This window comes from Stenotrophomonas sp. STEN023 (assembly GCF_056760135.1).
On record NZ_JBRREF010000112.1, the window covers coordinates 1 to 13,745 of the forward strand.

General features: G+C 65.4%; 13 protein-coding genes. 7 read left to right on the forward strand and 6 right to left on the reverse strand.

Annotation, left to right across the window (positions count from 1 at the left end; translation table 11 throughout):
- Positions 1–143: 143 nt before the first annotated feature.
- Entirely contained in the window at positions 144–1,040 is an 897-nt protein-coding gene (locus ACVOLV_RS20430) for a DMT family transporter (RefSeq protein WP_481555954.1), read from the reverse strand.
- A gap of 92 nt (positions 1,041–1,132) precedes the next feature.
- Here ACVOLV_RS20430 and ACVOLV_RS20435 point away from each other — a divergent pair, with 92 nt between their 5' ends.
- From ACVOLV_RS20435 to ACVOLV_RS20455, 5 genes are all read left to right on the forward strand, one after another.
- A complete protein-coding gene (locus ACVOLV_RS20435; protein ID WP_481555955.1) occupies positions 1,133–2,251 on the forward strand; it encodes a serine hydrolase domain-containing protein in 1,119 nt (372 codons plus the stop codon).
- Between the two features lie 82 nt (positions 2,252–2,333).
- Positions 2,334–3,215, forward strand: coding sequence for a DUF2145 domain-containing protein (locus ACVOLV_RS20440; protein WP_481555956.1), 882 nt, complete (start codon positions 2,334–2,336; stop codon positions 3,213–3,215).
- Complete coding sequence (locus ACVOLV_RS20445; RefSeq protein ID WP_481555957.1) at positions 3,212–3,733, forward strand: hypothetical protein; 522 nt, start codon at positions 3,212–3,214, stop codon at positions 3,731–3,733. The genes ACVOLV_RS20440 and ACVOLV_RS20445 overlap by 4 nt, the downstream gene beginning before the upstream one ends.
- 28 nt (positions 3,734–3,761) lie before the next feature.
- Positions 3,762–4,274 carry a hypothetical protein gene (locus ACVOLV_RS20450; protein WP_481555958.1) on the forward strand — a complete coding sequence of 171 codons (513 nt, stop codon included), beginning with the start codon at positions 3,762–3,764 and terminating at the stop codon, positions 4,272–4,274.
- A 345-nt stretch (positions 4,275–4,619) separates the two neighbouring features.
- Positions 4,620–5,183 carry a queuosine precursor transporter gene (locus ACVOLV_RS20455; protein WP_481555959.1) on the forward strand — a complete coding sequence of 188 codons (564 nt, stop codon included), beginning with the start codon at positions 4,620–4,622 and terminating at the stop codon, positions 5,181–5,183.
- A 39-nt stretch (positions 5,184–5,222) separates the two neighbouring features.
- Here ACVOLV_RS20455 and glnE read toward each other — a convergent pair whose 3' ends face one another.
- Entirely contained in the window at positions 5,223–8,048 is a 2,826-nt protein-coding gene (glnE, locus tag ACVOLV_RS20460; RefSeq protein WP_481555960.1) for a bifunctional [glutamate--ammonia ligase]-adenylyl-L-tyrosine phosphorylase/[glutamate--ammonia-ligase] adenylyltransferase, read from the reverse strand.
- Between the two features lie 281 nt (positions 8,049–8,329).
- On the opposite strand from glnE, the gene ACVOLV_RS20465 reads away from it, so the two are divergent.
- A complete protein-coding gene (locus tag ACVOLV_RS20465; protein ID WP_481555961.1) occupies positions 8,330–9,844 on the forward strand; it encodes an acetyl-CoA hydrolase/transferase family protein in 1,515 nt (504 codons plus the stop codon).
- Between the two features lie 404 nt (positions 9,845–10,248).
- Here the strand turns inward: ACVOLV_RS20465 and ACVOLV_RS20470 are convergent, their stop codons facing one another.
- From ACVOLV_RS20470 to ACVOLV_RS20485, 4 genes are all read right to left on the reverse strand, one after another.
- A complete protein-coding gene (locus ACVOLV_RS20470; protein ID WP_481555962.1) occupies positions 10,249–10,584 on the reverse strand; it encodes a YegP family protein in 336 nt (111 codons plus the stop codon).
- 129 nt (positions 10,585–10,713) lie between these two features.
- Positions 10,714–10,971, reverse strand: coding sequence for a GIY-YIG nuclease family protein (locus ACVOLV_RS20475; protein ID WP_303747593.1), 258 nt, complete (start codon positions 10,969–10,971; stop codon positions 10,714–10,716).
- Between the two features lie 21 nt (positions 10,972–10,992).
- Entirely contained in the window at positions 10,993–11,466 is a 474-nt protein-coding gene (locus ACVOLV_RS20480) for a hypothetical protein (RefSeq protein WP_481555963.1), read from the reverse strand.
- A 121-nt stretch (positions 11,467–11,587) separates the two neighbouring features.
- Positions 11,588–12,661, reverse strand: coding sequence for a 3-deoxy-7-phosphoheptulonate synthase (locus ACVOLV_RS20485; RefSeq protein ID WP_481555964.1), 1,074 nt, complete (start codon positions 12,659–12,661; stop codon positions 11,588–11,590).
- Positions 12,662–13,187: 526 nt separating this feature from the next.
- Here ACVOLV_RS20485 and trxC point away from each other — a divergent pair.
- The gene (gene trxC / locus ACVOLV_RS20490; protein ID WP_481555965.1) at positions 13,188–13,634 is read left to right on the forward strand and encodes a thioredoxin TrxC; all 447 of its coding nucleotides are present in this window, start codon (positions 13,188–13,190) and stop codon (positions 13,632–13,634) included.
- The last annotated feature ends 111 nt before the right edge of the window (positions 13,635–13,745 follow it).

Sequence of the window (13,745 nt, forward strand, 5' to 3'; positions counted from 1 at the left end):
GGGGGCGGCCGGGGGGGGGGCCCCGGCCCCCCCCCCCCCCCCCACCCACCCCCCCCCCCCCCCCCCCCCACCCGGGGCCCCCCCCCCCCCCCCCCCGCCCCCCCCCCCCCCCCCCCCCACAAACAGCACTGTCTCGCAGCAGGTCAGGGATGATCAATCTGATCCGGCCGCTGCGCTCGCTGAACGCGTTCACGGTGCAGCAGGTACAGGCCGCTGGCGACGATGATGCTGGCACCGATCCAGGTCCAGCGGTCGGGCAGCTTCTGCCAGAGCAGCACGTCCCAGCCGATCACCCATACCAGGCCGGTGTACTCCAGCGGCGCGATCATCGAGGCCTGGCCCAGCTGGAACGCGCGGGTCAGCGCGATCTGGCCCAAGGCCCCGGCCAGGCCCATGCCGGCGATCAGCGCGGCGTGCTTCCACTGCAGCGGCTGCCATTGCGGCCAGGCCAGCAGGCCGGCACCAATGGCCATGATCAACAGGAACCACACCACCATCGATTGCGGGGTATCCGTACGGGTCAACAAGCTGACCGTGACGGCCGCGATTGCATAGGCCGTCGCCGCCAGCAGCACCATCAAGCCCGGGAACGAAATGAAGCCGTCCACGCCCGGGCGCAGCACCACCAGTACGCCGATCAGGCCGATGCCGATCGCGACCCAGCGGCGCGGCCCCACATGTTCACCCAGCAGGGGCACCGACAGCGCCGCTACCAGCAAGGGCGCGACAAAGTAGATCGTGTAGGCAGTGGACAGCGACAAGGTCCGCAGCGCGTAGACGAAGCAGCCGATCATCACCATGCCCAGCACACCACGCAGCAGATGCAGGCCCCAGCGCACCGGGATGATCGAGCGCGGCCCGGCCGTGGCAAGTACCCATACCAGGACAAACGGCAGCGAGGCTGCGCCACGCAGCATGGTGACCTGCAAGGTGGGATAGCTGCTGGACAGCATCTTCATGCCAGCGTCCATGCAGGAGAAGAAAGCGACGGCGGCCAGCATCCAGACGATGGCACGCACAGGGGATTGGGTAGGCGACATGCGCCCATTATCCCCTGCCAAGGCCAGGCCTGCAGACTGCCTGCAGCAATAAGCGATGCTATGTTCTGGCCATCTCCAGCCCAGCCCCGACCATGCGCAAGCCACTGAATCATCCAGCTGCCTCGCCTCGTCTACTGCGCTTTGCTCCGTTGCTGCTCGCTGCACTGCCCTGGATTGCCACTGCCGCACAGGCGCCAAGTGCTGAGGCGCTGGCCCAGCTGGATGGCTTTGCGCTGGGGCTGCAGGCCGCCGGCCAGTTCTCGGGCACAGTGCTGATCGCCAGCGGCGATGAGGTGGTATTCGAAAAAGCCTACGGCGCGCGTGATGAGCAGCAGGAAACACCGCTGCAGGTGGATGACCGCTTCAACCTGGCCTCGGCCGGCAAGATGTTCACCAGCGTGGCGATCCTGCAGCAGATCGCCGCCGGCCGCCTCAGCCTGGACAGCAAGGTCGGCGACGTGCTCACGGACTACCCCAACCGCCAGTTCGCTACTGAGGTGACCGTCCGCCAACTGCTGACGCATAGCGCCGGTGCTGGGGATATCGACGAACTGTTTGGCGCCGAACACAGTGCCGATCGCGCGCGCCTGCGCAGCCTGCAGGAGATGGTCGCGCTGCATGCCGGGCGCGCTCCGGAGTTCGCGCCTGACAGCGCGCAGAAGTACGGCAACTTCGGCTATCTGGTGTTGGGGCGGATGCTGGAGGTCCTCACCGGGCAGGACTTCGAGAGCTACATCCGCCAGCACGTGCTGCAACCGGCCGGCATGCAACATACCGGCTTCGTGGCGTGCGACGACCCCGCCGCTGATCTGGCACGGGCCTATGTGGAGGTGGATGGCAAGCGTGTGCGCAACTGCGCCACCCAGCCCAGGCGCGGCCTGCCCGCCGGCGGCGAAGTGGGCAGCGCGCGGGACATGTTCCGCTTCGTGCAGGCCTTGAATGCCGGCAAGCTGCTGCCAGCGGCACTGTTCGAACAGGCCAGCAGAACCCAGCGCGAGTTCATGGGCCTGGGCTTTTTCGCCACCGGCTACGGCAAGGATGTGCCGGCCCGCGACTTTCGCTGGGGCCATGGTGGCAGCACCGACGGTGTCTGCACCGATGTGCGCCACTACCCGGCAACCGGCGAGACGGTGATCGTGCTGTCCAACAAGGATGCACCGGCCTGCTTTGCGGTATCCGGCCTGCTGCACGCGCAATGGAAGCAGCCTTGAACGAAAGACAGCCGCAGGCCTCGCCGTACCTGTGCCCGCTCCTAACGAATATTTCCCAAGCACCATGCAAGGATGCGCGCCGATGAAACCTCGCACGACACTATTGCTGGCAGCCTCACTGAGCTTGGCCACCCTCGCCGCCCCGGTATTCGCGCAACCGGCATGCAGCCCACGCTATCCGCCGCCGACCACAATCGCTGCCATGTTCGACATGGCCGCAGTCACTGCCGATACGCTTGATGCCCTGCCCGGCGTGGATGTGGCCATTGCAGCGCGTGGCGGTCAGGACCTGAGCAAGTACGGCCTGCGCCACAGCCACCTGGCCTTTCTGGTTCGCAACGACAGCGGCAACTGGGACGTGGTGCACCTGCTCAACCGCTGCAAGACCGACAGCTCGGACCTGTACCGCGAGGGCTTGGTGAACCTGGTCGGTGAAAGCTCAATCACCACCGACCTGCGCGTCGGCATTCCCACGCCGGAAGTCCGCGCGGCGTTGAAGACATTGCTTGCTGGCGCTGCACCACAGGCGCGTGCACTGCATGAGCCGCGCTACAGCATGCTTGCCTACCCGGGTAGCAGCGAATACCAGAACTCCAACCAATGGATCCTGGAAGTCACCGCGGCGGCAATGGCGCAGGCCGCAGCCGCCTCGCCCCTCACTGACCGCGACAGCGCCTTGGCCTGGCTCAAGCAGAAAGGCTATGCGCCATCACGCATGCACATCGGCATCGGCAAGCGGCTGGGCGCACGCTTCCTTGCCGACAACGTGGCGGTCACCGACCACCCGGCCAGTGAGCGGATCTCGGGCAACTACTCGGTGGTGACGGTGGAATCGGTGTTCGACTTCCTGCACCGCAGCGGTGCGCTCGAACGCGAACTTGCCGTCGCCCATCAAACACCCGTGCCGGCGGTGACCGGAAGCAACACGCAAGCCCCCACACTTCAGCAGGAAGCTACCCCATGAAGCATTTGCTCAACAGCGGCGTCCTCGCCCTTGCCATCACCGCCAGCCTTGGCCTCGGCACGGGTGAAGTCCGCGCAGGCGAAATCAACGGCTCACAAGCCTCCGTGCTGGTGACGGGTTCCAGCGTGGTGATGGTGGTCTCCGGCCCGATCTTCCTGTCCGCGGCCGGTGTGCGCGGCGCCGCTGACATGTCCAAGGAGTCCAGCGAACGCCGTGCCGAGAAACGCCGCATCAGCGCCGGCCCGCTGCCCGACCTGGAAGTGAAATCGGTGGAGACCGCTGCCGACGGCGGTCGCCGCGTCGCGCTGGAAGATCCGGCCAATGCGGAGAACCGCGCCACCCTGCAGTGGCCAAAGCGCGAAGATGATCCAGCGGCCGGTTTCACTGTTGGCAGCAAGGTCGCCTTCCAGCCGAGTCCGCAGGGCGCCGGCTGGATGCTGCGTAACCCGGAGGGCGCTGCATTGGCGTTCGTGCCGACCATCGAAGCGGTGGATGAGAGCCGCACGCAAACGCTTTGATTTTTCCGTTGCAGTTGAGGAACATTCCATGAGATCCATGCTTTCCCAGTTGGCCTGCGCTGCCGCGATCAGCGCCATGTTGGTGGTCGCACCCGCACGTGCCGGCGATGGCTTGAACCGTTCGGAGGTCAGCACCCTGGTGACCTCGGTCGGAGTGACGATGCTGGTGTCCGCGCCCTTGCTGTTGGCGGCATCGGCTGCCGACAAGTCGTCGACGGCATCGGCGAAGTCGGGTGAACGCCAGGCGCGCCGCGTCAGCGTCGGCCCGCTGCCGGACATGAAGGTCGAAGCGATCACCCAGGATGCCGATGGCGGCCGCAGCGTCGCCCTGGCCGACCCGTTGGATGCAGCCAACACCGCGTCCCTGCATTGGCCACAGCGCGAGGACAACCCGGCCGGGAACTTCGTGCTCGGGCAGACCGTGGCGTTCACGCCGAGCCCGCAAGGTGCGGGTTGGATGGTGCGGGCGGAAGATGGCGCGGTGCTTACCTTTGTGCCGGGCATTGAAGCCGCACAGGTGAGTCATAGCGGGAAGCTTTGAGGCTGCAGTGCTGGTGCGTTCAGATCGTGGAGATGCCTGATTCCACCCTTCTCCCGCTTGCGGGAGAAGGTGCCCGAAGGGCGGATGAGGGGCTTTGGCTTTGGGCGTTTTGAAACATACATACAGGCAGGGCCATAAGCACAAGCAGAAGCTGCCCTCACCCCAACCCCTCTCCCGCATGCGGGAGAGGGGCTCAGTCAGCTTGATCGCAGGCAGCATGCACTTCTGCCGCCTTGACATCCGTCTCGGCCACACCCGCTACAATATTCACCGACCTGCCCTCCCGGGCACGGTCCCTCCCCCTTCTATCGATGCAGTGCCCAGCGGCGCTGCCTGTGCCCGTTCATGTCCTCACATCCGTCCATCCGCTTCGCCCCGCTTACCCCGACCTCACTCCTGCTGGCCGTGCTGGCGATGGGCGCCGTGGTGCTGGGCTCGAACGTGCTGGTGCAGTACCCCATCAACGATTGGCTCACCTGGGGCGCTTTCAGCTACCCGATCGCCTTCCTGGTCAGCAACCTGATCAATCGCCGCTTCGGCCCACAGGCGGCGCGCCGCGTGGCCTGGGCAGGCTTTGCGGTGGCGGTGGTGTTGTCGGTGTGGATCGCCACGCCGCGGATCGCGGTGGCGTCGTGCTCAGCCTTCATCGTCGCGCAGCTGCTGGACATCACCGTGTTCGACCGGCTGCGTGCGGGCAACTGGTGGCGCGCACCGATGGTGGCTACCACCTGCAGCGCCACGGTGGATACTGCGATCTTCTGGTCAATCGCCTTCGCCGGTTCGCAACTGCCGTGGGTCAGCTGGGCCGCGGGCGATCTGGCGGTGAAGCTGGCCATCGGCGTGTGCCTGCTGGCGCCGTTCCGTGCCCTGCTGTGGAAGATGGCGCCGCTGCGCGGCAATACCCGCTGAGCGCCGCAGCCCGGCATAGCACCGGGCGGCTTCACTACTTCACTCCGCGTGCTTGCCCGGCTCGAACGGCAGGCCCTGCGCAATCGCTGCGGCGCTGATCGCCGCACATGCCGCTTCGATCTCAGGCGTCGGCACGGCAATACGTGGACGCCGATCCAGGGTGCAGCCAAGGCCCACATCCAGCAGCGTCGCGTGCGCCTCATGCAGCGCCTGGGCCGTGGCTTCCGGCAACCAGCCTGCAGCGACCAATGCGGAAATGAGCCGCGGGGTTTCCCTCGGTTCGCATAGCGCCGGCGTGTGTTGAGCCTGCGACAGCACGCCGGTCTGCAGCACGAACTCCAGATCGACCAGACCGCCCGCCCCTTGCTTCAAATCCAGCCGCCCTGCATCGCTGCGGTCCAGCTCAGCGCGCATGCGCGCACGCATCTTCAGCACGTCGCCGAACAACACCCCATGCTCACGCTCGCGGCCCAGCGTGAGTGCACGTACCTGTTCAAAATCCGCCAGCAACGAGTCATCGCCAGCCACGCCACGCGCGCGCACCAGCGCCTGATGCTCCCAGGTCCAGGCGCGCTCGCGCTGGTACTCGGTATAGCTGGCCAGCGAGGACACCAGCGCGCCCTTGCCGCCATCCGGACGCAGGCGCACGTCGATGTCGTACAGGCGGCCAGCTGCAGTCACTGCACCGAGCAAGGCCATCACCTTCTGCGCCAGACGAGCGAACCAGCGGCCGCTGTCCAAGGGACGCGGGCCATCGCTGCCTTCGCTGCCGGCCGGGCTGTCGTACAGGAACACCAGGTCCAGGTCCGAACCAAAGCCCAACTCAACGCCACCCAAACTGCCGTAACCGATGATCGCAAAGCGCCCACCCGGCACCTCGCCGTGTGCCTGCAACATGTCCGCGTGTGCCATCTGCAGCACGGTCACCACCACCGCATCGGCCAACTGCGCCAGTTGCTGCGTGCAGTCCACCGCACGCTGGCGACCGTCATGGAAGGCCAGCGCCATGCGGAAACTCAGCGCAAGTCGCACTTCATTGAGTGCGCGCAGCGCGGCTTCGGGATCATCGATCTGCAGGGCGCTGGCGCAGGCGTCCTGCATTTCCTGCGCTTCCGGCATTGGCCCGGCGACGCGGGTATCCAACAGCTCGTCGAGCAGCAGCGGGAAGGCAACCAGCCGCTCGGACAACAGCGCGCTGCGTGCCAACACGTTGACCAATCGCGTCAAAGCGCTGGGTTGTTCGTCCAGCAGCGCCAGATAGCTGGTGCGGCGCAGGATGGCCTGCAGCAGGCCGAGCACGCGGCGCAGCGCGGCGTCCGGCTGCGGCGAGCGGGTGGCGGCATGCAGCAGCGCCGGCAGCACCCGGTCCAGGCGCGCACGGGCGCTGTCAGACAGCGACTTCACCCCCAACGACTGGGCGAACTCGCGCAGTGATTGATCAGCACCATTGGCATCGGCGAAGCCGGCCTCGGCCAGCACTTCGGCGCTGCCGCCGCCGGGCAGCACCCGCCAATAGCTGGACAACACATCCGGCGCCGCCTGACCTTGGCGCGGGGCAAGCAATGCACCGAATTCAACGCTGACGCGTTCGCGCTGTTCGTTCAGGGCTGCAAGCAAGGCATCCCAATCCGCATAGCCCAGGCCGAGCGCGATGCGGCTGCGATCCAGCGGGTCGTTGGGCAGGCAGTGGGTCTGCGCGTCGCGCAGCATCTGCAGGCGGTTCTCGACGCGGCGCAGGAAACGATAGGCCTGGATCAGATCCTCGCCATCGCTGGCGGCCATCTGCCCGCCTTCAACCAGCGCGCGCAGCGCAGGCAGCAGACGCCGCTCGCGCAGTGCCGGTTCGCGGCCGCCGCGGATCAACTGCAATGCCTGGGCGAGGAACTCGATCTCGCGGATGCCGCCCGGGCCGCGCTTGATGTCGTCCAGCCGATCCTTGCGCGCGACCTCGGCGGTGATCGCCGCCTTCATCTCGCGCAGGCCATCGAGCGCGGTGAAATCCAGGTAGCGGCGGTAGACGAAGGGCCGCAGCGTCTCCAGCCAGGCCTCGCCGGCAGCGATGTCGCCGGCCACTGCGCGCGCCTTGATCCAGGCGTAGCGCTCCCAGTCGCGTCCTTCGCGCTGGAAGTATTGATCCATGCCAGCAAACGACAGGGCAACGCGACCAGCGGTGCCGAATGGGCGCAGGCGCAGATCGACACGGTGGCTGAAGCCTTCTGCGGTGGTCTCGTCCAGCAACCGCGCCAGCCGCTGGCCGAGCCGCGCGAAATATTCCTCGGCGGCCAGCGGGCGAGTGCCATCGGACTCGCCGTTATGCGGGTAGGCGTAGACCAGATCGATATCGGAAGAGAAATTCAGCTCGCCACCGCCGAGCTTGCCCAGCCCGAACACCACCAGCCGCTGCGCGCTGCCATCGGCGTCACAGACCACGCCGTGGCGGCTGGCGAACTCCTGTTCCAGCGCTGTCAGCGCAAGTTGCAGGCATTCCTCGGCCAGACGGGTAGCGCCAGCCAGGGTGGCATCGACATCGTCGAGTTCGAGCAGATCGCGCCAGATCAGCCGGGTCGACGCCGCGGCGCGGTAGCGACGCAGCTGGGTTGGCCAGGCCGTGGGTTGCAGCGGGTCCAGCATGGGCAGCAGCACGGGGGCAGGATCAGCCTGGGCCAGCAACTGCAGCAGCTCCGGCTGGCGGCACAAGGTATCGATGGCGAAATCACTGGTAACCGCCAGCTGCCGCAGGCCGGCCTCGAAGTCCTCGGATTGCGGCCATTGCGCCGGGTCAGCTGCGGCCAACTTGAGCCGGGCCAGAGCGCGTTCGATTACAGGCTGAACAGATTCAGGTGCTGCAGGGGCGATTTGGTTCATTCGCCGATTCTGGCATCTGTGGGCGAGCAGTCGCCATCTCCGCCGATCAGGCAATAAAAAAGCCCGCTGACAGCGAACTGTCAGCGGGCCTTGCTCCCTCCCCCACGTCGGGATGCAGGGCGATCCTGCCGGGTGCGCAGACAACTTGCACGCTGCACTGCAAAACAATACTGGGGAGTACAAGAGCAGCAAATCCGTAATGACCATTCCACCAAGGTCCAACCCCCCTGTTCACGCCGAAGGGCGATAATCAGCCATCCCCCCAACAAACCGTAGTCGTCATGTCTGTCGAACGCATCTTGGACCCGCGCCTGCGCGACCGCATCGTTTCCGCCGAACAAGCCGCGGCCTTCATCCAGCCCGGCGAAACCGTGGCCATGAGTGGCTTCACCGGTTCGGGTTACCCCAAGGCGGTGCCGCTGGCGCTGGCGCAGCGCATTGAAGAAGTGCACGCCGCCGGCCAGCCGTTCAAGATCAAGCTGATGACCGGCGCATCGACTGCACCGGAACTTGATGGCGCGCTGGCCAAGGCCGATGCCATCGCCATGCGCATGCCGTTCCAGACCGACCCAGATGCACGCAAGCGCATCAACGAAGGCACGCTGGACTACATCGACATCCACCTTTCCCACGTTGCCCAGCATGTGTGGTTTGGCTTCTACGGTGAGATCGATACTGCGGTGGTCGAAGTCTCGGCCATCCATGCAGACGGCTCGCTGGTGCCCTCCACCTCGGTCGGCAACAACAAGACCTGGCTGGACCTGGCCAAGAAAGTGATCATCGAGGTCAACGAGTGGCAGCCTGCGGATATCGAGGGCATGCACGACATCTACTACGGCACCGCCTTGCCGCCGCACCGCAAGCCGATTCCGCTGATCCACGCCAACGATCGCATCGGCCAGGCCACGCTCAGCGTGGACCCGGACAAGATCGTGGCCGTGGTGCGCACCAATGGCCCAGACCGCAACAGCCCGTTCAAGCCGATCGACGAGGACAGCCGTCAGATTGCAGGCTACCTGATCGAATTCCTCAAGCACGAAGTGGCCAAGGGCCGGCTGCCGGCCAACCTGCTGCCGTTGCAGTCGGGCGTGGGCAATATTCCGAACGCGGTGCTGGCAGGCCTTGCTGAAAGCGGCCTGCGCGGCCTGACCTCGTTCACCGAGGTGATCCAGGACGGCATGCTGGACCTGCTCAAGTCCGGCGTGCTCGAGTACGCCTCGTGTACGGGTTTTGCGCTGAGCCCGGAGGCGAACGAAGAGTTCAAGCGCAACATCAAGTTCTACCGCGAACGCATCATCATGCGCACGCAGGAAATCTCCAACCATCCGGAACTGGTGCGCCGCCTCGGCTGCATCGGCATGAACGGCATGATCGAGACCGACCTGTACGGCAACGTCAACTCCACCCATGTGATGGGCAGCCGGATCATGAACGGCATCGGCGGTTCGGGTGACTTCACCCGCAACGGCTTCCTGTCCACCTTCCTGAGCCCGTCGATGGCCAAGGGCGGTTCGATCTCGGCGATCGTGCCGATGGTCAGCCACGTCGACCACACCGAGCACGATGTCTCGATCATCGTCACCGAGCAGGGTCTGGCCGACCTGCGCGGCCTGCCGCCGCGTGCGCGTGCGCGTCAGGTGATCGACAACTGTGCGCACCCGGATTACCGCGACCAGCTCAACGATTACTTCGACCGCGCCTGCCGCGACAGCTACGGCAAGCACACGCCGCACCTGTTGCCGGAAGCCCTGTCCTGGCATCAGCGCTACATCGACACCGGCAGCATGAAGGCCTGAGGCCACACCTGTAGTGCCGAGCCATGCTCGGCAGGGGTGTTACCAGCGGAAAAGCGCCCTCACCCCAACCCCTCTCCCGCAAGCGGGAGAGGGGTTCAACATCGAGGCCTGAGGCCACGCCTGTAGTGCCGAGCCATGCTCGGCAGGGGCGCTACCAGCGAAAAAGCGCCTCACCCCAACCCCTCTCCCGCAAGCGGGAGAGGGGCTCAACATCGAGGCCTGAGGCTACACCTGTAGTGCCGAGCCATGCTCGGCAGGGGCGTTACCAGCGAAAAAGCGCCCTCACCCCAACCCCTCTCCCGCGAGCGGGAGAGGGGCTCAACATCGAGGCCTGGCGCCACAAATGAAAAAACCCCGGGTTTTGCCCAGGGTTTTTCTTTTTCAACACAACAGCAACAACACCGCTACGCGGTCTTGTCCTTGATGGTGGTGCTGGGGCCGTTGCCTTTCACGCTGGTGATGCCGGCTTCGCGCGCGGCCTGCGAGGCATACAACTGGCTGCTGCCGATCACCTGATGGTTGGCTGCTTTCAGATTGAAATGATAGCGACCGTCACTGGCGGTCTTGCGCTCGTAGTGCGCTTCATCCGGGCTGTTCTTCTGTACCGAGGCGATGCCGTTTTCCGCCGCAGCGCGGGTGGTGTAACGCTCGCTGGTCAGGATGACCTCGGCGTTGCCTGCCTTGAGCACGAAGTAGAACTGACCGTCGCTGCTCTTGTCCAACTCATACCAACCTGCCATTGCAATACCCCACTTGAGGATGATGCCGGCACGCCGCCGCCCTGCTACCGCAGCCGCATGCGTGGCTGTTGCCCGGATGACCGGACGTTGGAAGCCGCAAGCTGCCGCGGCTACAAGTGCGACTCTACCTCAATCTTCTGTCCGTTCCAGCCACGCCAGCTTGCGCTCGCGCGGCAGCTGCTTGATCTGCCACTCGGCGCGCGAGGCGGCCGAACGGTCGGCATAGGCACGGCTGGCCAAGATGCGCAGCGGCGGGTGCGCGCGGGTATAACGCGCACCCTTGCCAGCAGCATGGGCCAGGAAACGGGCTTCCACATCGGTCGTGATACCTGCGTAGTAACTGCCGTCACGGCATTCCAGCAGATACAGAAACCAACCGCCCTTCACCTGACCCTGCTCCGTCCAGATTTACAGGCTGGCTGCGTCAGCAATCTTGCACAGGCCTTCGCCCACTGCCTTGTTGGACGTCATCTGACCACCCTTGATGCTGAAACGCACTTCGACGCGGATGCTGCCATCCGCCTGACGACGTACGGTGGTGCGCAGCGGAACGGTCGAACCGCCGCCACCGCGGACCGGCTGCTCGGCAGCAATGTAACCGGTGGTTTCGTTCGGATAGATCCCAACCAACTCTTCGGCTTCGATAGCGGCCACGGTCTTGGCAAACGCGACCGGGTAGCTGACACCTTCATGGTCGGTCGAGGCCAGGAACTGCTTGCCGCTGGTGAAGCCACCAGCCACCGACAGGTTCTGCAGGCAGCCACTGCCCGAATCAAAGACTTCCTTCTTGGCCAGCGCCAGCGACGGGACCAGCATCAAAGCCAGCACCATGGTGCACATACGGAAACGCATCAGTTCCTTCTCCTTGGAGCGGTGATTCATAGGCTTTCCTGCAGGAGAAGGTGCTCCCCCTGTCCCCACGGCAGGCGGGAGGCCTACCACCTCCCGCCGGGTAAACTACTTGGACTGCCAGCTATGCGCCAGTGAAACTGTCACGAAACCCTCAGGCCGCCGCCTCCAACTGGGCGCGGCGGCGGGCGCGCACCGCATTGGCCAGTCGCTCCAGCACCTGCACGGTGCTGTCCCAATCGATGCAGCCATCAGTGATGCTCTGCCCGTAAACCAGCGGCTGGCCTTCGACCAGATCCTGGCGGCCGGCCACCAGATGGCTCTCGACCATCACCCCGACAATGCGCTGCTCGCCGGCCTCCAGCTGGGTAGCAATGTCATCGATCACCTTGGGCTGGTTTTCCGGCTTCTTGCTGCTGTTCGCATGGCTGGCGTCGATCATCAGCCGCGCCGGCAGCTGCGACTTGCCCAGCACGTCGCTGGCAGCCTGCACGCTGGCGGCATCGTAGTTCGGAGTCTTGCCGCCGCGCAGGATCACATGGCAGTCCGGATTGCCCTGGGTCGCCACGATGGCGGTGCCGCCTTCCTTGGTGACCGAGAGGAAATGGTGCGGGTGCGAGGCCGCACCGACTGCGTCGGCTGCGATCTTCACATCACCGGTGGTGCCATTCTTGAAGCCAACCGGGCACGACAGGCCGGAGGCCAGTTCGCGGTGCACCTGGCTTTCGGTGGTGCGTGCGCCGATCGCGCCCCACGCCACCAGGTCGGCGATGTACTGCGGCGAGATCACATCCAGGAACTCCACGCCGGCCGGCAGGCCGAGGCGATTGATGTCGCGCAGCAGGCCACGCGCTACGCGCAGGCCCTTGTTGATGTTGAAGCTGCCATCCAGGTCCGGGTCGTTGATCAGGCCCTTCCAGCCCACCGTGGTACGCGGCTTCTCGAAGTACACGCGCATGACAATCTCGAGTTCGCCACTGAGCGCATCGCGCAGCGGGCGCAGGCGCTGGGCGTATTCCATCGCCGCAATCGGGTCGTGGATCGAGCAGGGGCCAACCACGACCGCAAGACGGTCGTCCTTGCCATGCAGGATGCGGTGCAGCGAGGCACGTGCGTCGGCCACGGTCTGCGAGGCCTCCTCATCGCAGGGCAGCAGCGCCAGCAGCTGCGCCGGCGAGGTCAGGGGTTCAAGTTTGCGGATGCGCAGATCGTCGGTGTGGGGGGGCATGGCGGGGGTCTCCAGTTCAAAGCAGTGAATGGTTCTGCCCCCAGCGTGGCGGCATGAAAAAAGCCGCCAGGTTCGCTGGCGGCTTTTCGGGAATGCATCTGAAAGTTTCTTCAGGGTAAGCGCAGTCCTTCCTCCGCCAGCGGCTTGGGAAAGTAGTACCAAAAATAAAAGCTGGCGCGGGCTGCGTTCATGGGAAGCATTGATAACACGGTTTTTTGTGCGATGCGACAGTTACAGAGGCAACAGACCTTGGGCATCGGTGGGTTCAGCTTTGGCGAATGGGCAATCGCCGCTGGGGATTGCACCTTCCAAGCAGCTATTGAATCGGCCACCGACACCTGCCGGACCTGCAATCAATGGACCCAGCTGGCACCGCGACTGCGTGCGTATCTGAACCGTGGAGGGTCGCAATGTGTGCGCTGCAATTGTTCATCCCGCGCGGAAATGCGCGTTCCACCGGCAGTTGGACAATCGGCTCGTCGTGCCAGCGATACTGACCGCTGGTTCAGCGCACAAAGTCATTCCGATGAACGACACCACTTCCGAACTGCTGCAGATCGCCTGCCCGCATTGCAACGCCGTCAACCGCGTCCCAGCCAGCCGCCTGAGCCAGGCACCGTCATGTGGTCGCTGCCATCAGGCCTTGTTTGCCGCAGCGCCGATGGCCTTGAATGCGAGCGCATTTGAAGCACACGCCAACCGTTCGCAGATTCCCTTGCTGGTGGATTTCTGGGCCAGCTGGTGCGGTCCCTGCCGGCAGATGGCACCGGAATTCGCGAAGGCCGCCGTGCAACTGGAGCCGTACATGCGGCTGGGCAAACTGGACACGGAAGCCGAGCCGGCCATCGCCACGCGCTATGGCATCCGCAGCATTCCGACGATGGTGCTGATCCAGGGAGGACGCGAGATTGCGCGCCAATCAGGCGCCATGCCAGCCAGCAGCATCGTGCAGTGGGCCCGCGCCCAGAGGTAGTGGGGGGGCCAGCGAGCGCGAACCCGTTTGCGGGAAAAACCAGCCCCCCCAGGGGGGGCGCGACACGCCGCCCGCGCGGGGCGGGGGGGGGGGGGGGGGCGCCCGGCGGGG

Coding starts and splice junctions, on each gene's coding strand:
- trxC (WP_481555965.1), top strand. CDS start 13,188: ATGAACGACACCACTTCCGAACTGCTGCAGATCGCCTGCCCGCATTGC.
- ACVOLV_RS20485 (WP_481555964.1), bottom strand. CDS start 12,661: ATGCCCCCCCACACCGACGATCTGCGCATCCGCAAACTTGAACCCCTG.
- ACVOLV_RS20430 (WP_481555954.1), bottom strand. CDS start 1,040: ATGTCGCCTACCCAATCCCCTGTGCGTGCCATCGTCTGGATGCTGGCC.
- ACVOLV_RS20445 (WP_481555957.1), top strand. CDS start 3,212: ATGAAGCATTTGCTCAACAGCGGCGTCCTCGCCCTTGCCATCACCGCC.
- ACVOLV_RS20455 (WP_481555959.1), top strand. CDS start 4,620: ATGTCCTCACATCCGTCCATCCGCTTCGCCCCGCTTACCCCGACCTCA.
- glnE (WP_481555960.1), bottom strand. CDS start 8,048: ATGAACCAAATCGCCCCTGCAGCACCTGAATCTGTTCAGCCTGTAATC.
- ACVOLV_RS20440 (WP_481555956.1), top strand. CDS start 2,334: ATGAAACCTCGCACGACACTATTGCTGGCAGCCTCACTGAGCTTGGCC.
- ACVOLV_RS20435 (WP_481555955.1), top strand. CDS start 1,133: ATGCGCAAGCCACTGAATCATCCAGCTGCCTCGCCTCGTCTACTGCGC.
- ACVOLV_RS20480 (WP_481555963.1), bottom strand. CDS start 11,466: ATGAATCACCGCTCCAAGGAGAAGGAACTGATGCGTTTCCGTATGTGC.
- ACVOLV_RS20465 (WP_481555961.1), top strand. CDS start 8,330: ATGTCTGTCGAACGCATCTTGGACCCGCGCCTGCGCGACCGCATCGTT.
- ACVOLV_RS20450 (WP_481555958.1), top strand. CDS start 3,762: ATGAGATCCATGCTTTCCCAGTTGGCCTGCGCTGCCGCGATCAGCGCC.
- ACVOLV_RS20470 (WP_481555962.1), bottom strand. CDS start 10,584: ATGGCAGGTTGGTATGAGTTGGACAAGAGCAGCGACGGTCAGTTCTAC.